The sequence below is a fragment of the Bacteriovorax sp. Seq25_V genome, assembly GCF_000447795.1.
In the GTDB taxonomy this organism is placed as follows: domain Bacteria; phylum Bdellovibrionota; class Bacteriovoracia; order Bacteriovoracales; family Bacteriovoracaceae; genus Halobacteriovorax_A.
Genome location: NZ_AUNI01000021.1, coordinates 353791 through 376371 on the forward strand (window position 1 = coordinate 353791; position 22581 = coordinate 376371).

25 protein-coding genes and 1 other RNA gene are annotated in these 22581 nt (G+C 36.2%); 21 read left to right on the forward strand and 5 right to left on the reverse strand.

Features of this window, described 5'->3' with window-relative positions; all coding sequences use genetic code 11:
* The first annotated feature begins 104 nt into the window (after positions 1-104).
* From M900_RS16420 to M900_RS16435, 4 genes are all read left to right on the forward strand, one after another.
* Positions 105-941, forward strand: coding sequence for a flagellin (locus M900_RS16420; protein WP_021276078.1), 837 nt, complete (start codon positions 105-107; stop codon positions 939-941).
* Between the two features lie 227 nt (positions 942-1168).
* Positions 1169-1627 (forward strand): MarR family winged helix-turn-helix transcriptional regulator, encoded by a 459-nt coding sequence (locus M900_RS16425; protein ID WP_021275920.1) that lies wholly within the window; start codon positions 1169-1171, stop codon positions 1625-1627.
* 274 nt (positions 1628-1901) lie between these two features.
* Positions 1902-2894 (forward strand): sugar nucleotide-binding protein, encoded by a 993-nt coding sequence (locus tag M900_RS16430; protein WP_021276038.1) that lies wholly within the window; start codon positions 1902-1904, stop codon positions 2892-2894.
* A 43-nt stretch (positions 2895-2937) separates the two neighbouring features.
* The gene (locus M900_RS16435; RefSeq protein ID WP_021275686.1) at positions 2938-3477 is read left to right on the forward strand and encodes a hypothetical protein; all 540 of its coding nucleotides are present in this window, start codon (positions 2938-2940) and stop codon (positions 3475-3477) included.
* Positions 3478-3481: 4 nt separating this feature from the next.
* On the opposite strand, the gene ssrS is transcribed toward M900_RS16435, so the two are convergent.
* A non-coding RNA gene (gene ssrS / locus M900_RS17605) (6S RNA) lies at positions 3482-3655 on the reverse strand.
* 212 nt (positions 3656-3867) lie between these two features.
* On the opposite strand from ssrS, the gene M900_RS16440 reads away from it, so the two are divergent.
* From M900_RS16440 to M900_RS16510, 15 genes are all read left to right on the forward strand, one after another.
* A complete protein-coding gene (locus M900_RS16440) occupies positions 3868-4050 on the forward strand; it encodes a Flp family type IVb pilin (RefSeq protein ID WP_021275768.1) in 183 nt (60 codons plus the stop codon).
* Between the two features lie 46 nt (positions 4051-4096).
* Positions 4097-4309: a hypothetical protein gene (locus M900_RS16445; RefSeq protein ID WP_157680713.1), complete on the forward strand. Its 213-nt coding sequence runs from the start codon at positions 4097-4099 to the stop codon at positions 4307-4309.
* A gap of 2 nt (positions 4310-4311) precedes the next feature.
* Complete coding sequence (locus M900_RS16450) at positions 4312-4818, forward strand: prepilin peptidase (RefSeq protein WP_021275792.1); 507 nt, start codon at positions 4312-4314, stop codon at positions 4816-4818.
* Positions 4815-5099 carry a hypothetical protein gene (locus M900_RS16455; protein WP_021276073.1) on the forward strand — a complete coding sequence of 95 codons (285 nt, stop codon included), beginning with the start codon at positions 4815-4817 and terminating at the stop codon, positions 5097-5099. Before M900_RS16450 ends, M900_RS16455 begins: the two co-directional genes overlap by 4 nt.
* Entirely contained in the window at positions 5053-5601 is a 549-nt protein-coding gene (locus M900_RS16460; RefSeq protein ID WP_021275929.1) for a hypothetical protein, read from the forward strand. The genes M900_RS16455 and M900_RS16460 overlap by 47 nt, the downstream gene beginning before the upstream one ends.
* Positions 5602-5603: 2 nt before the next feature.
* Positions 5604-6125, forward strand: a complete 522-nt coding sequence (locus M900_RS16465) for a hypothetical protein (RefSeq protein WP_021275965.1) — start codon at positions 5604-5606, stop codon at positions 6123-6125.
* A 90-nt stretch (positions 6126-6215) separates the two neighbouring features.
* Positions 6216-7022, forward strand: coding sequence for a Flp pilus assembly protein CpaB (gene cpaB, locus M900_RS16470; protein ID WP_021275831.1), 807 nt, complete (start codon positions 6216-6218; stop codon positions 7020-7022).
* The gene (locus M900_RS16475) at positions 7019-8506 is read left to right on the forward strand and encodes a type II/III secretion system protein (protein WP_021275754.1); all 1488 of its coding nucleotides are present in this window, start codon (positions 7019-7021) and stop codon (positions 8504-8506) included. Before cpaB ends, M900_RS16475 begins: the two co-directional genes overlap by 4 nt.
* A complete protein-coding gene (locus tag M900_RS17475) occupies positions 8506-10740 on the forward strand; it encodes an ATPase, T2SS/T4P/T4SS family (protein ID WP_021276007.1) in 2235 nt (744 codons plus the stop codon). Before M900_RS16475 ends, M900_RS17475 begins: the two co-directional genes overlap by 1 nt.
* 7 nt (positions 10741-10747) lie before the next feature.
* Entirely contained in the window at positions 10748-11638 is an 891-nt protein-coding gene (locus M900_RS16485) for a type II secretion system F family protein (RefSeq protein WP_021275699.1), read from the forward strand.
* 67 nt (positions 11639-11705) lie between these two features.
* A complete protein-coding gene (locus M900_RS16490) occupies positions 11706-13331 on the forward strand; it encodes a DUF6531 domain-containing protein (RefSeq protein ID WP_021276072.1) in 1626 nt (541 codons plus the stop codon).
* A 103-nt stretch (positions 13332-13434) separates the two neighbouring features.
* Positions 13435-13632: a hypothetical protein gene (locus M900_RS16495; RefSeq protein ID WP_021275976.1), complete on the forward strand. Its 198-nt coding sequence runs from the start codon at positions 13435-13437 to the stop codon at positions 13630-13632.
* Between the two features lie 251 nt (positions 13633-13883).
* Complete coding sequence (locus M900_RS16500; RefSeq protein ID WP_021275709.1) at positions 13884-14066, forward strand: hypothetical protein; 183 nt, start codon at positions 13884-13886, stop codon at positions 14064-14066.
* 64 nt (positions 14067-14130) lie between these two features.
* Positions 14131-15519, forward strand: a complete 1389-nt coding sequence (locus M900_RS16505) for an aldehyde dehydrogenase family protein (RefSeq protein ID WP_198296042.1) — start codon at positions 14131-14133, stop codon at positions 15517-15519.
* Positions 15519-16358, forward strand: coding sequence for a glycosyltransferase (locus M900_RS16510; RefSeq protein WP_021275905.1), 840 nt, complete (start codon positions 15519-15521; stop codon positions 16356-16358). The genes M900_RS16505 and M900_RS16510 overlap by 1 nt, the downstream gene beginning before the upstream one ends.
* 9 nt (positions 16359-16367) lie before the next feature.
* Here M900_RS16510 and M900_RS16515 read toward each other — a convergent pair whose 3' ends face one another.
* Positions 16368-17315: a hypothetical protein gene (locus M900_RS16515; protein ID WP_021275729.1), complete on the reverse strand. Its 948-nt coding sequence runs from the start codon at positions 17313-17315 to the stop codon at positions 16368-16370.
* Positions 17316-17515: 200 nt separating this feature from the next.
* Here M900_RS16515 and M900_RS16520 point away from each other — a divergent pair, with 200 nt between their 5' ends.
* A complete protein-coding gene (locus tag M900_RS16520; protein ID WP_021275816.1) occupies positions 17516-17710 on the forward strand; it encodes a hypothetical protein in 195 nt (64 codons plus the stop codon).
* Here M900_RS16520 and M900_RS16525 read toward each other — a convergent pair.
* The 3 genes from M900_RS16525 to lon all read right to left on the reverse strand — a co-directional run bounded on the left by M900_RS16525 (position 17707) and on the right by lon (position 20967).
* Entirely contained in the window at positions 17707-18045 is a 339-nt protein-coding gene (locus M900_RS16525; RefSeq protein WP_021275774.1) for a hypothetical protein, read from the reverse strand. The genes M900_RS16520 and M900_RS16525 overlap by 4 nt on opposite strands.
* A complete protein-coding gene (locus tag M900_RS16530; RefSeq protein ID WP_021275885.1) occupies positions 18045-18464 on the reverse strand; it encodes a response regulator in 420 nt (139 codons plus the stop codon). Before M900_RS16530 ends, M900_RS16525 begins: the two co-directional genes overlap by 1 nt.
* Positions 18465-18525: 61 nt before the next feature.
* On the reverse strand, positions 18526-20967 hold the full coding sequence (gene lon / locus M900_RS16535; protein WP_021276039.1) for an endopeptidase La: 2442 nt from the start codon (positions 20965-20967) through the stop codon (positions 18526-18528).
* Positions 20968-21186: 219 nt separating this feature from the next.
* Here lon and glmU point away from each other — a divergent pair, with 219 nt between their 5' ends.
* Positions 21187-22566, forward strand: a complete 1380-nt coding sequence (gene glmU / locus M900_RS16540; protein WP_021275899.1) for a bifunctional UDP-N-acetylglucosamine diphosphorylase/glucosamine-1-phosphate N-acetyltransferase GlmU — start codon at positions 21187-21189, stop codon at positions 22564-22566.
* Positions 22567-22581: the final 15 nt, after the last annotated feature.

The window sequence follows — 22581 nt, forward strand, 5'->3', positions numbered from 1 at the left end:
TCCATTGTTAGTTAGCAAAAATTTTATTAACAAAAAGGCAAGCTTGCGCACGGATGCACAAGTACTTAAACAGGAGGTTTGGATATGAATGAAGGAGATTAAAAATGGGCTTAAGAGTAAATACGAATGTTATGTCTTTGTCGGCGCAAAGAACATTAGCACAAACAAATAAAAATGTTGGAGATAACCTTAGAAAATTAGCTTCTGGGGAAAGAATAACTAGGGCAGGGGACGACGCTGCCGGTCTGGCGATCAGTGAAAACTTGAAAGCTCAGATTAGAGGGATGAGACAGGCTAAGAGAAACGCAAATGATGCAATCTCTCTCATCCAAACTGCTGAAGGTGGATTAAGTGAAGTATCAAATATCATCATTAGGCTTAGGGAACTCGCAGTACAAACTGCAAACGACACTCTTGGACCACAAGAGAGAAAGTTTACAGACATTGAGTTTCAAAATCTTAAAGAAGAAATTGATAGGATCTCAAGATCTGCTGAATTTAACGGAATCAAGCTTCTCGATGGAACAGGCGGAAGACTTGAGTTCCAAGTTGGGATCAAGAATGATCCAATTCTGGATAGACTTGTCTATGACGGAACTGGCTCAGATGCTACGCTTGCAGCACTTGGTCTCTCAGCTGACTCTGTTGCTACAAAAGAAGGTTCTCAAGCCGCTCTTAAAAAACTCGATGATGCGCTCGTGCAAGTCAACGGTGTTAGGGCAGGAATGGGTGCTCTTCAAAATAGGCTTCAGTCTACCGTCAACAATCTTGGCGTTAGTGATGAAAACCTATCGGCAGCAAATTCGCGAATTAGGGATGTCGACGTTGCAGATGAGACTGCAAAGTTAACTAAAAACAACATCCTAATGCAAGCAGGTGCATCTGTATTATCTCAGGCGAATCAGGCACCAAATGTAGCGTTATCGCTAATTAAAGGATAAATCAATCTCTTGGGCGGCTATAGTTTCGAATGAAACATAGCTGCCTTCCTCTATTTTCTTTCTGTAAAATCAATTAATTATCAATGATGACTCTGTTGTCACCTAGTAACCATTTAATATCGTTCAAAAATGTTAAAATTTACACAAACTTTTCAATTAAACGATTGTTTGAATTTTGTTGACGTGTTAACTATATTGTTAGGACATTAACTAATGGAAGGAAATATATGCAAAGAAAAGAAATTAAACTTCATGAGCTTGATTTAGACATCCTTGCCGCGAATATTAGGACAACTAAGTTATTCGATGATCTTATAACTAAAGGAATCGCACAGTACGGAATTTCAAAACCTCAATTTGATATTATGGTTTTCATTTATTTTGGTGAGGAAAAGAAAACTACAGTAACAGAAATTGCAATAAATAACTCTGTTTCAAAAGCAAATGTAACTGGCATTATGAATAGAATGATCACTCAGGGACTTATTCAGTCTGTCGTTGATCAAAAGGATGCAAGAGTCAAAAATGTTACTCTGACTGAAAAAGGTGAAGAGTTAATGAAAACAACAGTGCCTGTGTATCAAGATCTGATAAGAAAAACCCTAAGCCCATTTTCTCACGCTGAGAAAGAATTACTTCTGAAGCAATTAAAGCACATTGAAGGCTGTATTAGAGAGAAGCTTTAGAGTTCATTATAAAAAATATGCTTATGGTGGCTTCTTTGCTTGGGCTATATTGGATTTAAAGTCGTGTGGTGGATAAGGGGTGCAAGGTGGCATAAGTGGAGGAGCATGAGTTCCTATCAGTAACGCTAAATTTTGAGAGAGGGTTAATTGATTAGGTATGATGAATGCTCAAGTGGAACTCTGAATTCTAATAATTTTTTTGAAGCTAACTGATTAAGGATAGGGTCATACTTGCCTTCCTCTCTTTTTCTCTAAAATCAATTAAAATATAAGAATGAGTGAAAACACTGTAGTTCGACGTAAGACTGTATTAATTTTTGGTATCTCTTCATTTGTTGGTTCATCACTAGCAGAATTCTTTAAAAAAGATTACCGAGTGGTTGGTACGTATAATGATACACCTGTTACAATTCCTGGGGTCATGACAATTCCTTGTAGTGTTCTTTCTAAGGAAGAAGTGCAACTTATTATGTTTTCGACTCGACCGGATATTACGATCTATGCGGCAGGGATGTCTTCAATTGTAGACTGTGCACTTGAGGAAGGAAGAGCAGATGCTTTGAATACAAGTGGTCTTTTCAATGTTGTTGAGTATTGTCAGCGCTATAAATCACAAATTATTTATATTTCATCTAATTTTGTTTTCGCTGGTGAAGACAAGAGTTATTTGGAAATGGACATTCCAGATCCCAACACCGTTTACGGTAGAACACAGGCTTCAGCAGAATTTTATATTCAAAAGACATCACTAAACTATTTAGTTTTTAGATCATGTAAACTATATGGGAGAAATATCAGTCCAAGAAAGAGTGGATGGTTTGAAAAGTTGCAAGACTATACCCACTTTAGAAAGCAAATGACTGTAGATGATTATGTGAGTGTAGGCTTCCTTGATGTGAGTTACCTTGGAATGATCATTAAGATGTGTGTCGACAAGGGAATTCAAAATAGATTGTTCCAAATCAGTTCTGCTGATAAAATGACTCACTATGAATTTGCCAAAACATATACAAAAGTTTTTGGAGAGACAGACCACAATATCACCAAAGGGAAATGGTCATACCCAGTAATGGCGACAGCACATGCCGCCGCTGCATCATCTGATAATAAACTACACTTTAAGCTGGATGTTACAAATGCAGAGGGTTTCTTAAACTTAAAATTTCCAACAATCGAAGAGTCTCTCGAGTTTACATTTAGAAGATTGAAGGGCGTCAAGAAAGAGAATAAGAAGTCGGATCAAGGACAGGGCATTACTTTTATTTGATTATATTTTGACAACCTTCGCGCTATATCGCATCATATAGAGTATGGATATCGTAAAATATAATAAAGACAATAAAGAAGTTTCGACTAAGTGGATCGAAAATCTAGCGCTTGAAGAAATCAACATGGAAGAGTCTGGTGTCGTGAGTTTTAATGATCACCTCAATCCAGCTTATCTTCTTGAAGAGTCGTCTATTAATTTTATGAATGAACTAAGAGATCTATTCGAGATCTTCGTTCACCAGTTTAATGAGTTTAGAGGTGGAACACCTGGAAGCGTCATTAAAATCTTTAAAATCGCCAACACTGTAAATGACTTTATGCTTTATAGAAATTCTCTTCGCTTAATTTTTGCAAGAAGAGCCGATGATCTTATTTCAATTGGTTTTCTTGCAAATGGAAAAGATGTTTTCTCTGCAAGGTTAAGCGATAGCCAAGGTTACGGCGAAACAACTGTTCATGAGATTAGAGCTCATATTGGGCCATTTAATCAAATTTCATGGAAGTTTTCTAATGAGCCGGTAGAGATTGAAGCATTAGCAAGACATTACCTGGCTGAATTTATCAAGTTATCAGCAAGATAATAATAAGAGTCCCATAGTTGGTTTTTCGAAAGTCTCCGCCCGTCAATCGACAGGTGGATGCAGTATTTAATCATTTTAGGCTTCTCAATTTACATGAGCTTGCTCACCATAATCAGGGACCGCTTCCTTTCATATATTTGTAGGGCAAAGAACTTGTTATTGCCAACTACAGGACCCAAATTCATTATACATCTTCCTCTACATTCTGGACAACAAAGAATCGTGGCACTAAATTTTCAATCTTGACACAAGATTTCAACACTTTACCAATATCTTGTTTAAGTTTGCGCTGCAATGTGTTATAATTTTAATAACTAATCTACTAAAGTTTCTGAAGGAAAGCTTCGATAAGTTTGGAACTTCAGACATAGTTAATTTTAGGAGAAGTATATGAAGAAGTTTATGGAATTTCTTAGAGACGAAGAAGGTCAGACATCGACAGAGTACATTCTACTCGTTGCCGTTGCGGCCATGTTAGTTTTTAAGTTCAAAAACGCAGCAGCGCCAAAAATTGATGAGTTAACTCAGAAAGTATTCGGTGAAGCTATGAATATGGACTTTACAGGAAATTAAGAAGAATTTTCGCTATCTAGATATAAGTTGTAGCTTCTAGTACCCTATGAGTATGTTAAAACATGCTCAAGGTCAGGCGCTGCTTGAATATATTTTCGTATTTGCAATATTCTCATTGATTGCCATCAGTGCAGCGAAGGGTATTGCAATATTTTCTGAAGGATTCTTCAAAAATTTCACTTATCATTTAACTCAAGAACTAACGACTGGTGCATGTGCTCAGGGATGTTGGCATAACGGCTACGAGAACTTGGAGTAGCGATGCCATTTGTTGTCTTTGCTTACTTAGCTGTTCAAATTCTTATCGTTGCCTATCATGATTTTCAAACGAAGAAAATTTCTAATAAATGGTCGCTGATCAATATTGGTTTCTATGTTTTCTTTACATTAATTTTTCCAGAGTATTATACATTCTCTCTAGAAACATTTATTTGGCCATTAGGATTTTTCGTAGCAGGATTTATTCTCTTCCTGATGAAGATAATGGGAGGGGGAGATTCAAAGTATCTCGCTTCTTTCTATCTCCTCATTCCTTCTCAGTTTCATGAGCAGGCTTTCTTTTCTCTCGCAATTGCAACTGTTCTAGTTGGAGGCTCTGTATTCACTAAAAATATCATGAAGAATGCAGACCTTATTATGACTGCTTTTAAGAACAAAGACATTAAGCTCGTGAGAAGTATTTTTGGAAAGAAATTTGCTTTTGCTCCAGTTATTTTTATTTCATGGATATGGTTTGGTTGGATCATTAAGGAGAAGATATTATTTTGAATAATCGAGGGCAAGGTACTGTTGAATATATTTTATTGCTTGTTGTTCTAGCAAGCCTTGTGAATTTTATTATCAAATCTTCAGTGATGTCTAATTTTATTGGAAGTGGTAATGGTCTCTATGACCAAATGGCCAGATCTATTGAGTTCTCATATCGTTACGGTCATAATGGTAGTGTAGATGACTTCTCAAATAATTATAACGATATTGAGTTACATAGCTATAGGAATGAAAATGGTAAGTCACGATTCTTCGGTCCCACGTCGACGTATGATCAATAATAAAGGTCAATCGACAGTTGAATTCTTAAGTTGCATCACGATTGCTTTTGCATTTATCTTCTTTTTCATGAAACAGGCATTAAATTATACGAATGGCTATTTAGTTCAATATGCAACATTCATGGCTTCAAGAGCTTATTTAGTTGCTGATAATAATAATGCTAATGCTCCTCAGGTATTTAACTTTGCGGAAGTCGTAGGGAAAGAAGTATTTAACTCTTATTATCTAACAAAGTTTATGCCCAACTTTGATGGTGAAGTTAAATTTAATAGTCCTGCTGACAATGTAATTAAAGCGTTCGTTGGAGCTTATGTAACTTATACAGATAAGTTATCGTTTACAAAAACAGTCGGTGGAAAAATTCCAATGGAATTTAGAAGTGAATCATTTCTTGGAAAAGAACCCACAAGAACAGAGTGCGCTAAAAGAGTCTGTGATGCATTAAATGTATCAGTGGGATCTTGCCAAACGCATACAACATTATTTGATAATGGATGTTAGTCGTGAAAGATTTTTTTAAAAAAATTAAGGAGAATGAAGAAGGACAGGCTATGTTTGAGCTTGTTCTTTTTGTACCAATAATGGTCTACCTAGGTGGATTGATCATGAATTTTGGAAACTCTATTAATGCATCAATAAATCAACAAAAAGCAACAAGAGGTTATTCTTATTATCTTTTAAATGGAAACTCTAATGGGCTAGCAGATCGCGAACTTAAGCAATTACCAAATCTAAGTATTGTGAGTAACAACATCATTGGTTGGAGATTTCAGGAAGAGGGAAATGGAAGTATTTCCTTTGGTTCTTTTTATCGACTACCAAATGTGCCTTTTGCTGGAAGTGATGCGGAAGATTGTCTTGAGAAATATTCAGAAAACCAGACTTCTTGTATCAAGATATTTACTCTCTATGGGGTATGCGGAGAGACCTACGCTCGTATGGCCACTGACAACTCATTTTTTCGTGTTGATTACCCTGGTAACTCTGTCGGATATTCATCTAAGTCGATTTGTGCCTTTAAGTAGTAGGTAGCGGCTCTTTTTACCTAGTCATCTAAGCTTCGTTAAAGTTTGATAAAATGCTAATGATAATAACATCTTAAATAAGGTTTGAAGATGAATACTAGAGCATTTACCTTAGCACTCGTCATCGCAATTTTTGCAATGTTCATGGTCCATACATATGTTGAAGATCAAAAAACTGAATTAGTAAAAAGATATGGTTCAATGACATCTGTTATTGTAGCCAAAAAAGATATTGGAGAGTTTGAATTAATTGATGATTCAAAAGTGACAATCATTTCTGTTCCGCAAAGATTTGTATCTCCTGGAAGCTTTAAAACAATGAAGGAAGTAGAGAATACAATTGCAACTGTTCCAATTTTAAAAGATGAGCAAATAACAAAACCAAGAATTACATATCCAGGTGAGAGTACGGGTCTTTCAAGAGAAGTATCCGTAAATAAACGTGCCGTTTCAATTACTGTTTCGGATCAAACTTCAGTTTCAAAACTTATCAAACCAGGGGATAGGGTTGATGTTCTAGCAGCTATTGATTACTCGGGTAGAAGAGATAGACAAAAAATTATGACAATCCTTCAAGACGTTAGAGTTTTATCAACAGGGAGAAATATATCAAATAATCTTCCGGTAATTGGTGTACAAACTCCTAAAGTAATTAAGCAGATGAAGCTAAACACATATAGTAATTACAACTCTGTAACATTAGAGCTAGATCCATTCGAAGTACAAAAGTTAATTTGGTTATATCAATATGGAGAAAGTACTCCTTACTTAATTCTTAGAAATATTAATGACAAGGAAAAAGTTCGTATTGAAGGAACTAGACTCTACGACATTCTTGGAGAAAAAGATCAAGTTGAAGCTAAGAAATTCTTCCAAGATAAATATGAGAAACGATGATTATAAAAAACTTATTTAAATTATTATTTATGACAATTCTCTGCTTCTCAAGTGTCGCTCAACTGACGCCAAAGGAGGAGAGAATTGAAATTTTTATGGGAATCGATAAAGTAATCCGTCTGGATTTCGTACCGACAACGATAAAAGAAATTGCCGATAATACAGTTGTTGATATGACGTTTGTTCCTCAGAAAAGAGAGATTACAATAAAAGGTTTAAAACCCGGAGTCTCTTCAATATCTGTAAGAAATGATGCCACAAAAGATATTGCGATTAGATATTTTGTTACTGTAACAGCGACTGAGAAAACAAAAGTTATCAACGAACTTAAAGATTTTTTCAGTGATATTGAAGGGGTTGAGGTTGGAATCAAAGGTGGGAAGGTTTATGTCGGTGGTCGCCTAGTTGTTCCAAGTGATATTGGTAAGGTTGTTTTGTTTTTAGATGACTATAAAGATGTGTTGAATCTTCTCGAAGTATCGCCGCAAACATACCAGATCATTGCAAAAGAAATGCAAGAAGGTATGAGAAGAAATAATCTTAAAGATGTGACTGTGAGATTTTTTAATAACTCATATATTCTCGAGGGAATTGTTGGTTCAGAAAAAGAGAAAGAGCTTGCAACAAAGATTGGAATTACTTACTTACCAGATAGAATTGAAAGTTTAGCGAGAAGAACAGATTCTGTTCAAAAGCTTGAACAAGAAATTATCAAAAACTTCATTGTTGTCAATGAAACGGAACCACCGCCTAAGCCAGTGAAGATGATTAAGTTCACTGCTCAGTTTGTCGAGTTAACAAAAGACTATAGCAAAGTTTTTGGGTTTAAATGGAATCCAACACTTGGTGGAGAAGGTGGAAGTATTTCTTTTGGTCGTACTTCATCGGGTGGAGTATCTACAAGTTCAGATGGGACTCTCTCTGGAACTATTTCACAGCTATTCCCAAAATTAAACTCAGCTAAAGCAGCTGGTTATGCCAGAATCGTTCAGTCAGGGATGATTATTGCAAAAGATAATGAGAATGGAACAATTACAAGAAAGACCAAAAAGAACACAACTCTTGGGACTGGAGAGTTTCAACAACCAACATCAATTGATGCCGGGTTTGATTTAAAGCTCAAAGGTACAATCATGCCAGAGGAGAAAGTTAATATCGAAATTTCACTCGGTGTAAGTTTTGGATCAGGAACAGATGTATTAGAAAATACCATTAACACAATTATTATCGTTAAGACGCGAGAGTCGGCAGTCGTCGGTGGAGTGTCATCGACAAAGTCATCAACACAATTTGATAAAGATCCTCCTGGTGGAGCAGATACAGTAGAGGCCGGAACTGGATTCCCGTTATTCTCATTTATTAAGTCGAAATCACTACAAAGAAGTAAGGAGCAATTCGTTGTCTTTATTACGCCAGAAATTATCGACAGTGCATCACAAGGGTCTGAAGAAATTAAACGAAAGTTTAGAAAGAGGGGACAATAATGGCCGAAGGTCATATCATTACAGTAATTGGTGCTAAAGGCGGGGTTGGTAAATCTCAAGTCGCGGCTAACTTAGCATTTTCCCTTGTGGCGGAGTCGAGAGGTAAAACGTTACTTTTAGATTTTGACCAACGAGCAAGTGGTGATCAAAATTTAATTACTGGTATTAAAACTAAAAAGAATATGAAAGATCTCTTCACTTTTAGTGGAAATATTGATCCTCGAACCATTACACCTTTTTTAAATCCACATCCGGCAGGTGTAAATTATATTGGGCTTCCAAACGATCCGACAGCTACAGATGGTCTTGATTCAGAAGCAGCTGGGAAGTACTTAAAAGCCTTTACTTCGCTTTTCCCGATTACTGTTATCGATGGTGGTAGTGAATTAACTCCATTAACTTTAAAGGCATTAGAATTCTCAACGATGATCCTCGTTGTTGTTACTCCAGACTTATTGGCTTTAAATCAAACAAAGCGTTTGATGTCTGATTTAGTAACAATGATGTTTCCAAAAGAAATGATTCATTTTGTAATGAATCAAGCACAGAAAGGACACCCTGTTACTCCTGATGTTGTTCAAAAAACACTCGGGCGTCCACTTCTAGGAACGATTATAAAAGATGATCAAACGTGTGCAATGGCGCTTAACCAGAGAAAGCCAGCACTTGTTGCACTAAAGAATAGTAACTTCTCAAAAGGTATTACAGAGGTTGCAAGAAAAATTATTCAGTCAAATATTTTAAAACAGCTCGCTACACTTAATAGACCAAGCGGAGTATCTGTTAATAAGGGCGGTGGAGACTCTGCTGCTGGAGCACCTTCTAAAGGGGCTGCGAATGCGTGGCGTGACCTTAAGATTAGAATTCACAAAAGTCTTGTTGAAGAAATGGACCTTAGTGATGATGATAAGAATGATCCGAAAGCAAAAATTATTTTAAAAGAGAAAACTAAGAAGTTAGTTGTCGATCTTCTCGGTAAAGAAGATACAAAAGGAATTCTAAATTCTCGTGAAGATATGAATGCGATTGTGAAGGAAATTATCGATGAGGCCCTAGGATTAGGTCCTCTTGAAGATTTACTTGCAGATAGAACTGTTTCTGAAATTATGGTTGTTGGACCAGATAAAATCTATTTTGAGAAAAGTGGAAAGATCAAGAAGTCAGAAGTTATTTTTACTAATGATAGGCAAGTTTTAAATGTTATTGAAAGAATCGTTGCTCCGATTGGTAGAAGGATTGATGAAAAGACTCCTTACGTAGATGCACGTCTACATGATGGTTCGAGAGTTCATGCAATTATACCTCCGTCTGCTATTGATGGATGTTGTATTACTATCAGAAAGTTTCCTGAAGATCGATTAACGTATAAAGACCTCGTTAAATTCGGATCAATGACACAAAATATGGCTGACTTTCTTCGTATTGCAGTTGAAGGGCATCGAAATATTATCGTTTCAGGGGGAACAGGATCTGGTAAGACAACACTGATTAATGTTCTTGGAAGTTTTATCCAAGCTAATGAGCGTATTATTACATGTGAAGACTCTGCCGAGCTAAACTTTCCTCAAGATCACGTTGTCCGTTTAGAGACGAGACCTCCTTCATTAGAAGGAGATGGTGAAATCGATATTAGGCTTCTTGTTAAGCAGTGTCTTCGTATGAGGCCAGATCGTATCGTTGTCGGTGAGTGTCGTGGTGGTGAAACACTTGATATGTTACAGGCGATGGGTACTGGTCACGATGGTTCATTGACAACAGTTCACTCGAATAATCCAAGAGAATGTATCGGTCGTATTGAGACTCTCGTTCAATATGCAGGTGCTGGACTTACCCCTAAAGCTATTCGTGAGATGATTGCATCGGCTGTTCACCTAATCATTCAGCAGCAAAGACTAGATGACGGTTCGAGAAGAGTTACTCACATCACAGAAATTGGTGGTATCCAAGGTGAAGTCGTTACACTACAAGATATTTTCCTTTTTGTTCAAAAGGGTATTGATAAGAATGGAAAGATTATCGGTGAATTTCAAGCGACAGGATTTATTCCAAAATTTATCGAAACACTTGAAAAGAAAGGTTACAACGTGCCTCGTGGATTATTTAGTAATTCTTCTCCACCTAACCCTGCCGCAAGACCTGCGGCTCCGCAAGCTGGGGGAGCACCTAAACCTGGACAACCACCTCAAGGTAATCGTCCTCAACGTCCTCCTGGTAAGCCAGTTAAGAAAGAGTAGGTGATAGATGTCATTTTTTCTAAGTTTAATTGGATTTAAAGGTTTAGTAGCTCTAATCGGAGTTATTCTTTTTTCATTTTGCTATAAGTATTCCGTGGGTATCTTTGATTTTATCGAAAGACAAACCATGGGGACGCGAACCTATATCTTAGAAAAATTTGATTTACTTTTTATTGAAGTCCAACCAGAAAAAATAACATACGCATTACTCGCCTTATCCTTAGGTTCAGGGGGAATTGTTATTATTATTTTTGGTATTCTTGGAAAGTGGGTAATGGGCTTTATTCTAGGGCTTGTTTTCGCCTTTGTTGGATTTAAAATACCTCGTCCTATTATAAATAATCTCGTTTCTAAAAGAGTTAAACAATATGAAGCGCAAATGGTTGATGGGCTAACCCTTCTTGCCAATGGCCTTCGTGCGGGACTAAGTGTGCCACAGTCAATTGGCATGGTTGTCGATGAAATGCCGGCACCGTTATCACAAGAATTTAATGTTATGCTACAGCAAAATAGAATCGGTGTGCCACTAGAAGAATGTTTCGAAAACCTCGCCAAAAGGGTTCCAACCCAAGATAATGACATGTTTGTGAGCTCTGTAAATATTCTTAGAGAGACCGGTGGTAATCTCGCAGAGGTCTTCGATACTATTGTTGACGTAATTAGAGAACGTGTACGATTGAAGCAAAAAATTGATACTGCTACTGCTCAAGGGCGTTTTCAGGGTATGATTATGGCAGCTATGCCCTACGGAATTTTAATGATGTATGGATCAAGTGATCCTGAGGCCGTTGGAAAAATGTTTAGCCATCCCCTTGGAATCATATTGTTTGTGGTCGCCACAGTACTTGATTTTATTGGAACTATGGTAATTTTTAAGATTGTACAGATTAAAGATTAAGTTTTTTCCGACTACTCCCGATAAGTGAACAGAGAACTCGGAAAGTCATACGAAAGGATTGTGAGTGATGAAGAATTTTAAATTTTTTGTACTTTTAAGTATTTTTGCAACAAGCGCTCTCGCAGGCGTTAATTTAAAGAATGGTAACTTCCATATCACTTATACTGATATTGTTGTTCCTGGTGGTGGGCATGACCTCGTTATTGAGAGAACCTACAACTCTAGATCACCAGATAAAGGCTGGTTTGGTTTTGGTTGGGGATCTGACTACGAAACTTATTTGAATGTATCAGCAGATGGTTCTGTTGTTATTCATGAGAATGGTTCAGGTGCTACAACTAGGTTTGTTCCTAACAAGGCCGTAGATGCTGAAGCTGCTGCAAAGAAAATTATCGATGCTATGAGAAAGAAAAACTCTATCTCTGAATCAGTGGCAAGCTCTTTAGTAACAAAACTAAAGAATGATGCTGAGCTTAGACAAGCGTATGCAAAGAGATTTGATGTTTCAGCAAAACTCGCTGTTGGAACTGAGCTTTTCTCAAACGAAAGAGGGCTTCAGAAAGTTGTAAAGACTAAAGACGGTTACTCTAGAAAGTATAACGATGGTAAAGAGCACCTTTTCAATGAAGATGGAAAGCTTGTTAAAGTTACTGACAAGAATGGGTATGTTGTTGATTTAAACTACTCAGGAAAAGAACTTAAATCTATTAAAGATTCAATGGCGAAACAAATTTTCTTCCAGTGGTACCCAGATGGAAAAATCAAGTCTGCTGAGTCGGGTGCAGGAAAGAAAACAGAATACGTTTATAAAGATGATAATTTAATCGAAGCCAAAGATATTGCTGGTAACGTATTTAAGTATGACTATGACTACAATCACAATATGACTTCTATTGGATACAAAGATGGTTCTTCAATGAAGATCAAGTATACAAAGAAGACGCAGTTTGTAGAGGAAGTGACTAAGAAGAATGGTGAGACAGTTGCTTATCAATATGAGTCAAACCCTAAGAATCCTGAATTTCACTACTGGACACTTGTTACAAAGAAAAACCCAGGTGGTAAAGATGTAACAAATCGTTATGAGTATGAAATTAAAAGAAAGCCAGATGGTTCACACTATACATATAGAATTCTTACTGTTGTAAATAATGTATCGACTGAAACAATCTATACAGAGTGTTGTTCTCTTCCAAAACAAATTAAAAGAGGAAACTTCGTAACTAACTTTGAATACAATAGCAAAGGTCTATTAGTTAAGAAAAACTCTTCTCGTGGTGATTATGTTGAACTCAAGTATCACCCAGAATTTAACAAGATTACAAATGTAACAAATAATAATGGTTGGACTAAGTTTGAGTACGATAAAAAAGGTAACTTAAAGAGAGCAGAAAACTCTAAGAAAATGTCAGTTCTTTTAACATATGATTCAAAAGGTAGAATCTCTAATATGTATGACATTGATAAGACTACTAATAAGAAACGTGAGCTTAGCTTCGTATACAATGCACAAGGTAAGCCAGTAGAAATTAAAATGAGTAATGTTGGGAAAATCAATGTGAAGTATGACAACTACGGTGAGATTTTAAAAGTTGAATCTGCAGCTGGGCATAAAATGGCATTACAAGTTACTCAGGCGTTCCAATCATTACTATCAATCGTTAAACCTGCAGGTGTTAACTTAAATATGTAATGACAATTTATGTGGGCACTCTAAGTGCCCGATTGATTGTAAAAAATAACGTTTGTTGGTGATTAAATAATATATGATAAAATAGCCTCTGAAGGAGATTAAAATGAAAAAGATATTATTAATGATGACTATATTGAGTACTTTAAATATTGTAAATGCTGCAGAAGGCGCTAAGGTTGGTGAAGGTGCTGGAAGTTGTGATGATGTTGTAAACTGCGCCAGTGGTAACTGTAAATCTACTACAGCTTCAGATAGTTCGGAGAAAAAGGATGAAGCGACGTCTAAAGGTAAATCAAAATAAAGTTTCATGTGAAAAAGATAAATGAAGAAAGCCTGGTTTAAAGCCAGGCTTTTTTTATTTCAGAATGCCTAAAATAAAATCAATCAGCCGTTTCTGTACATTTTATACACACTGTCGAATATTTATACACAATAGTAATAACTAAAAGGCTTTAAGTTGTTAATAAGAGGTGGAGTACCTTAACTCCAAATTGGCACGTGCTGTGCAATATATAAAACAAACAACTAACCATTAATATCTAGGGGGATATGATGAAAGCTTTAATTTTAACAGTATTAGTATTAGGAAGTGTATCAAACGTATTTGCAATGTCAGAAGAGTCTGAAACAAGTTGTGAGAAGACAGTTCACGTGAGCGCTTATCAAGAAAGTGTTCCTGCTGGTGAAGTAAGAAAAGAAGCTGAAGCAGGCAAGAAAGAAGCAACAAGAAAATAGAATTAATATCGAGGGCCACACTAGTGGCCCTTTTTTATTTCCTGTAAATTACATATACCCTATAATGAAAGAAAACTTAGGGGTATATTTCATGCAAGATATCAATCAGTACTATCAAGACGTCACAGCTACGCAGAATAACTTTAAAGACATTTCAAAGCGCTTGGTAGCTCTAGAAAAGCTTAAAAGCTCAATAACTGAAATGAGTAGTGAAATTGCAGATGCTCTTAGAAAAGATCTTGGGAAGTGTGAGTTTGAATCTTATCTTTCGGAGATCGATTTTGTTCTACATGAGATTGATGTTGCTAAGAAAAATATTAAAAAGTGGTCAAAACCTAAGAGGGTTAGTTCTTCTTTAGCCTTCTTCCCTGTGAAAAGTTATATTGTTCCTGAGCCTTATGGAACAGTTCTCATTATTGGCCCATGGAATTATCCATTTCAGTTGGTTCTTGCCCCTTTGGTTGGTGCAATCGCAGCTGGAAATACCTCCATTATAAAGCCATCTGAAATGGCGCCACAGACCTCGAAAGTTATAACAGAGCTTATTAATAAAACATTTAGCAAAGAAGTAAAGTGTGTTGAAGGAGGTGTCCCGGAGACTACTGAACTTCTAGATTTAAAATTCGATTATATTTTCTATACTGGTAATGGTGTGGTTGCGAGAATCATAATGGAGAAGGCCTCGAAATTTCTTACACCTTTAACCCTTGAGTTAGGAGGGAAAAGTCCATGTATGATTTTTACTGCAAATCTAAACCTCGCTGCAAAGAGAGTTGTGTGGGGGAAGTTCTTCAATGCGGGACAAACCTGTGTAGCTCCTGATTATATTATGATTCAGGAAAAAGATAAAAATTCATTTATTAATGAGATGAAGAAATGGATTGAGTTTTTCTATACAAGTGAAGTTAAGTCTAGTCCGAATTATGGGCGAATAATCAATGAGAGACACTTTGATCGCTTAACTAAATATTTAAGCGAGGCGAAGGTACTTCTTGGTGGGGGGCATGAGAGAGAGTCTTTGTTTCTTGAGCCAACGGTTGTAGAGGGTGATTTAAATCACGCAATTATGAAAGAAGAAATATTCGGACCGATACTGCCAATAGTAATCGTAAAAGACTATGAAGAGGCGCGTGATTACGTCCTTAAGAATGATAAGCCGCTTGCTAGCTATGGCTTCTTTGATCGTGAAGAAGATAAATCTAAATTTGTTAAAGAAATTTCATCTGGTGGGATGGTAATTAATGATACATTGATTCACCTGTCTAATGAAAAACTTCCGTTTGGTGGTGTTGGCGAAAGTGGGATGGGGGCTTATCATGGAGCTTACTCATTTGATATTTTTAGCCATAAAAAAGCATTGATGAAGAGAAGTTTTATGTTTGAAAACTCTTTGCGTTATCCTCCTTATGAAGGAAAACTTAATCTTATTAGAAATATTATGAAGTACCTTTAATGCCGAAAATCAGTGTTATCATACCTACTTATAATCGCTCGTTGTTCTTAGCTCGAGCGATTGATTCTGTTTTAAGTCAAACCTATAAAGACTATGAACTTATTATTGTTGATGATGGCTCAACTGATAATACTGAGTTCGTTGTACAACCATACTTAGAGGCTAATGAGAAGATAAAATTCTTGAAGACTGATAACAATGGGGTAAGTCATGCTCGAAATTATGGATTTAAGAATTCTCTTGGTGAATGGGTTGCATTTCTCGACTCTGATGATCAATGGTTACCAAATAAATTAGAGAAACAAATCCAAAAAGCTAATGATTTACCAGAGTCACTTATTATCTACACTGATGAGAAGTGGATAAGAAATGGAAAATTCGTAAATAAGAAAAAGTATCATCAGAAGTATGGGGGAAATGTTTTTGCCGAATGCCTGAAGTCATGCTTTATTGGACCTAGTACGGTGTTACTAAAGAGAGAGTTATTAGAACAGTATGCTGGATTTGATGAAAATTTTCCTGTTTGTGAGGATTACGATCTTTGGTTAAAAGTATCCCTACATCATGATGTTGTATTAATTCCAGAGGAACTGGTAGAGAAATATGGTGGGCATGATGATCAACTATCTACAACAACTCTTGCCATGGATTTTTGGCGAGTTAAGGCGATTTGCAATTTGATGGATAATTATGAGCTTGATAGTGAGCAATCAAGGAAAGCAATTGAAGTACTAAAAGTGAAGAGTGATATTCTTTTAAATGGTTATAGGAAACATGGAAATATAAAAGATTATAATGAACTAAATGATCTGATTAAGAGTAAAATTAAAGGCCCATAAGGGCCTTTGTTATTTTACACAGTAATATGAATACTCTTTTGCGTTGATAGAGCGAGGAGATCTTACTGGACTTGGGTTCATTAAACCTGGGTGATAAACCATTCCACCACTGATTGCCCAAACTCGACGTCCAATTGACACACCACCATTCCAATCTCCAAAAGCATCTATTGCTTCAAGTTCATCTGCACTTGGTAATCTTGCTCCTCTATTTTTACATGCGCTCTCAGCTTGTCTCATGCTAGTTGCTTTACCTATAGTGCCATTGTGAGTCCCTACGAGTTGTAGACTTCTCCCATTGATAAAAAGAGTGTTTGGAAATTTAGTTCCTTGAAAGTCTTCGAAGATTCGTGATGCGATTTGTGACATTACTACGCTTGGGGAACCTATGGCTTGATATGAAGACGTGTTTCCATTGTTATCAACCATAGTTAAAGTAACTTGAATATTTCCTTTGCAGTTCGGTGCAAATGAATATGTTCCGTAAGCAATATAATCAACAAGAGAATAAGAGTCAGCTGGGACATAACCAGTTCTTCTATCATTGCTGGCATTATTGATAATTGTTCTAATATCATTCATATGACGAAATTGAAATTTACGATCAGAGACGGGGTAGCTTCTATAGTAACCATCAAGATAACCTTTAAGAGAATTCTCCAGTGTTACGTCGAGATACTTATGTTGAGTTGCAAGATAAAGATTTTTATCATACATGGCATCGAAGGTTTGAAGCATTTGTAGAGCTTCTTTTCCTTTGGCCCCTGCCTGCATAAGATCAGAGGCAAGCCCAACCATATCTTGCATATATTCATAACGAGTTTGTGAATATGCTTGTTTATAAGCGCAAAGATCAGCCCCTCGAATAAATGGGATTGAGGCCCACATTGTTTGAGATTTTGCTTGAACTACAGATGTTAGTGCAAGAATTGCGACAAGATACTTAATTAGTTTCATAGATAAACTCCTAATAGATATTTCTACTGTAGCTGAAATAAGATTAAGGACTATGAAAGGTGTAAACAATACAGAGGTGTCAAAAGATTAGACAGTGTATAAGAAGCAATCAGTAATAGGGAGGTAAGTAATTGATTTAATGAAGTATGAGTTGGCATGACCTGTGCATTAATTTTAGTAATACTAATTGGGGGTTTAAAATGAAAAAATTATTACTAGTTCTACTATTAACAACTAATGTTTTCGCAATCAGTGAATCAAACACAGATCAGGGTACAGACACACAATGTCTACATAAAGGCTATTATAAAGAAATGGCAGAGATTGATCAGATGCTTGCTAATAGTAATAAAGAAGAATCTAAGGCCGTTGAACCAACGACATTAAGGCGTTAATTAGACTCTTGCTTAAGAACGTTTAAAATAGCTTCTTTCTCTTCTTTTGTGTAATTGTCTTTTGGCAGTTTTGCTTCGATAGACTTCTTTACGCTAGAGAGATTGGTGAGAATTTTATCTTGCTTAGCAGAAGTATTATTAAACATCTTTGATGTGACTTCTTTAGTTTCTTTTAGACCATTAGTAAAAACCCCTTTTACGGTGCTAAATACTTTAGAAGTCATTGGTTTTGCAATTTGATCCATATAGCTGAATACAACTTTATCTTCTCCTACTGGGATACTTAGGATTAAGAAAGATAAACAAAAATAAAAAGCAAATTTAATAACGAACATTAACTATTCTCTTTGATAATATCAGCTTCAATTTTTTCCACTGATTTAATTAGATCTTGCTCTGTAAAAGGCTTTGATAGGTAATCTACCGCACCATTTGAAATTGATTCGATAACAACACTTTCCATATCAAGAGTAGACATCATAATGATCTTTGGCTCTTTAATATTATCTCTAATGTGGTTAGCAAGCTCAATTCCACTAATCTCAGGCATCACGACATCAAGAAGAAAGACATTTGCTTTAGTATTGAAAGCCTGTTGCATGGCATTTTCCGCAGATGATGATTCACCAACAACATTGAATCCATGAGTTTCTAAAATAGAAACGATTGTTCTTCTTGATAAGTCAGAATCATCAACAACTAGAATCCTGACTAAATCACTACGCTTTGCTTTATTTATATTTTCTACAGTCATGAATTAATTGTAATCTTAAAAGGGACAAAAAAAAAGGGGTCTTTAAAGACCCCTTTCTTTTTTATGCTGCCACAGGTGGCAAATCTGAATCTTTTTTTACTGGCTTTTGAGCAACATAATCTCTCTTATGTTGTTCCTTCTTGTATTCTTTCCAGTCAACAAGAGCGATATCTAAAACTTCATCGATAGTTTTTACTGCAATAAAGTTTAGTTTCTTTCTAAATTCTGCTGGAATGTCTTCAAGGTCTTTCTTGTTCTTCCATGGAATTACAATCGTTCCAATTCCCATCCTCATCGCAGCAAGTGCTTTTTCTTTTAATCCACCAATTGGAAGAACTTTTCCTGTTAGTGTGATTTCTCCAGTCATTGCAACATCTTTACTTACTGGAACACCAGTGCAAAGTGATACAAGAGCTGTTGCTAGAGTGATACCTGCACTTGGTCCATCTTTAGGAGTTGCTCCAGCTGGTAAGTGAACGTGAAATTCTTGAGTTTCAAACATTGCTTCGTCGATACCAAGATATTCAGCTCTACTTCTAATATAACCAATCGCTGTTTGAGCAGATTCTTTCATTACGTCACCAAGTTGACCAGTAAGAGTTAAACCTCTTCCTTTCATCTTAGTTGTTTCGATATAAAGAACTTCTCCACCATGTGATGTCCATGCAAGACCTGTTGAAACTCCAACTTCGTCTGCTTCTTTATGGTCATCTCTTGTATAAATAGGTGGCCCTAGATATTTGAATACAGTGTCTTTAACGATATGAGTTTTAGACATGTCGCCTTTTGCAATTTTCATTGCTACTTTTCTACAAAGTGCACCGATTCTTCTTTCTAGATTTCTAAGTCCAGCTTCTGATGTGTAGTGTTCGATAACACTTGCTACACCTTCGTCTGTGAATTCAACATGATCATTAGTGATTCCATTCTCATCCATTTGTTTTGGAATAATGTATCTCTTACTGATCTCAACCTTTTCTTCTCTTGTATATCCAGAGAGGTTGATGATTTCCATACGATCTCTTAGTGGACCCGGAATATTTTCTAACATATTAGATGTTGCAATAAACATAACGTTTGATAAATCAAATGGTACATTTAAGTAATGATCTCTAAATTCTACGTTTTGTTCTGGATCTAGAACTTCAAGTAGAGCTGCAGATGGATCACCTTTATAGTCACTTGATAATTTATCAATCTCATCAAGAAGAACAACTGGATTATTTGTTTTTGCTTGTTTCATTGCCTGAATAAATCTTCCTGGCATCGCTCCAACATATGTTCTTCTGTGTCCTCTGATTTCAGCTTCGTCTTTTAGACCACCAAGAGAAATTCTAACAAACTCTCTTCCTGTTGCTCTTGCAATAGACTTTCCTAGAGAAGTTTTTCCAACTCCTGGAGGTCCTTGAAAACAAAGGATTGGGCCTTTCATATTTTTACCTTTAAGCTGTCTAACGGCAAGGTGCTCAAGAATTCTTTCTTTGATTTTCATAAGATCAAAGTGATCTTCATCAAGAATTTCTAGAGATGCATCAAGATCAATATGTTCTTCTGATGAAACTCCCCATGGTAGGTCGCTCATCCATTCAAGGTATGTTCTTGTGATCGTAGACTCAGAAGAATCTGGGTGCATTTTCTCTAGACGAGTAAGTTGTTTAAGAGTTTCTTTCTCAACTTCCTCTGGCATATGTGCTTCTTTAATTTTCTTTCTAAACTCTGCAAATTCATCTTCTGGTTCAGATGAACCTTCGTCACCAAGTTCAGACTTGATTGCTTTGATTTGCTCTCTTAAGAAATATTCTTTTTGAGTCTTAGACATTTCACCTTTAGCTGCATGCTTAATCTTTTGCTGCATAGATAAAATTTCTAACTCTCTATTTAAGATTTCGCTAATTCTATGTAATCTTTCAATTGGATCTAAAGTCTCTAGAATAACCTGTGCTTCACTTACATGGAGGTTTAAGTTTGAAGCTACAAGATCTGCAAGTCTTCCAGGATCTGTAATATCTTCTAGTACCATTAAGATATCTGGAGATAAAACTCTTCCCATTTGAATAACTTTTTCAAGTAATTCTTTAATAGTTCTCATTAGTGCATTAGTCGCAACATTCTCTTGCTCAACATCCATATCTTCAACTTTTGCAATTTTAGTAATGAAGTATGGATCTTGCTGTGAATAATCCATAATGCGAGCTTTTGATAAACCTTGTACAAGAATTTTAATTCTTCCATCTGGAAGTTTTCTCATTCTCATAATCATTGCAACAGTACCTAGTTCGAAAATCTCGCTTGGTTCTGGATGTTCTGCAACAATATCCTTTTGGCTTGATAATAAGATTAATCTGTCAGTATGGTTGATTGCATGATCAACTGCTTTTATTGAAGCCTCTCTCCCAACAAATAGCGGCAGAATCATGAACGGGTAAATGACAAGATCTCTAATAGGAAGAAGTGGTAGTTCGTCCTTAAATTCGATGTTATCACCCTCGTAGTTTGTCACCATAATTATTTCCTCCACTGGCGTGCGCGAATAAACGCAACTTACAGGTATAACATCGGGTTATATTTCAAACACTTTAAAGATATTTTGAATAAAATTCGCTTTTTATGTGCTTAAATTAATTGAATTCTTTGGTCGAATTTAGTTAAAATGCTGTAATTGCAGTATTCATCATGTTTTAATGAATGTGGAAATATTTTAACAAATAAAAGTGGAGTAAATATGTCTGGAAAAATGTCGCTGGTAGTTCTTGCCGCGGGTAAGGGAACAAGATTAAAAATGGATTTTCCTAAACCTCTAGCGCCCCTGCACAAACGTACTCTGATCGATTATGTAATTGATTCTCTTCAAAATCTTGGCGATTTTAACTTCATTGTTGGTCATCAAAACGAGTTAGTTGAAGAGCATATAAAGAATAATTTTTCATCAAAAATGAGTTTCAATTTTATCGAGCAAAAAGAACAGTTGGGTACAGGACACGCTGTGAGAACGTACTTTGAAGGTTCAGAAGATGCAGACTCATACGAGTATACGTTAGTTACTTGTGCAGACACTCCACTTTTAACAAAAGATATTTTTGAAAAACTTCTAGTTGAAATTCAAAAGGGATATGATGGGGTTTGTGCAACCTTTAAAACAGAAAATCCTTTTGGTTATGGAAGAATTAAAAGATACAACAAAGGTTTTGAGATCGTAGAACAAAAAGATGGAAACCCTGACGACTTAAAAATTAACGAAGTAAATTCTGGCGTTTATATTTTCAAGACAGCTTACTTAAAAGAGCACGTATACGGACTTTCAAGTGATAATAAAGCTGGTGAGTTCTATTTAACAGATACTTTTAAACGTGAAGCAAATGTTGTACCAGTACTTTTTGACGATAAAAGAAAGTTTCTCGGCGTTAATGATTTATTACAATTATCTGAAGCGGAAAGAGGTTTAATTATTGAGAGTACACGCTACTTACTAACTGAAGTAGGGGTTCGTGTTCTAGATCCATCCCATACATATATTTATTCAAAAAATATTGGACGAAATAGCGTAATTCATCCAAATGTTACAATTGATGAGAACTGTGTAATTGGATCTGGTGTAACTATTGAGCCAGGTTGTTTTTTAGAAAATGCTGTCATCGAAGATGGGGCTCACATTAAGGCCAATACTTATATTACAGATTCAATAGTTCGAAAAAAAGCAAAGGTTGGCCCAATGGCACACCTTCGCCCTGGAAGTGATATTGGGGAAGGTTCAAAACTTGGGAACTTTGTTGAGATTAAAAAATCGATCATCGGTAAGAATACTTCAATTTCTCACTTAAGTTATGTTGGAGACGCTGAAATTGGAGACCAGGTAAATCTTGGCTGTGGCTTTATTACTTGTAATTATGATGGTGCAAATAAGCATAAGACGATAATTGGAGACGGATCATTCATTGGTTCGGATACACAGATGATTGCTCCAATTGAGATTGGTAAAGAATGCTACGTGGCGTCAGGGTCGACAATTAACAAGTCGATGGTCGATGGATCATTTGCAATTGCTAGAGGGCGTCAAGAAACTAAGGAAGGAATGGCCCGCAAATTCATCAAAAAGAAGAGCTAGACTAGCTTTTCTTGG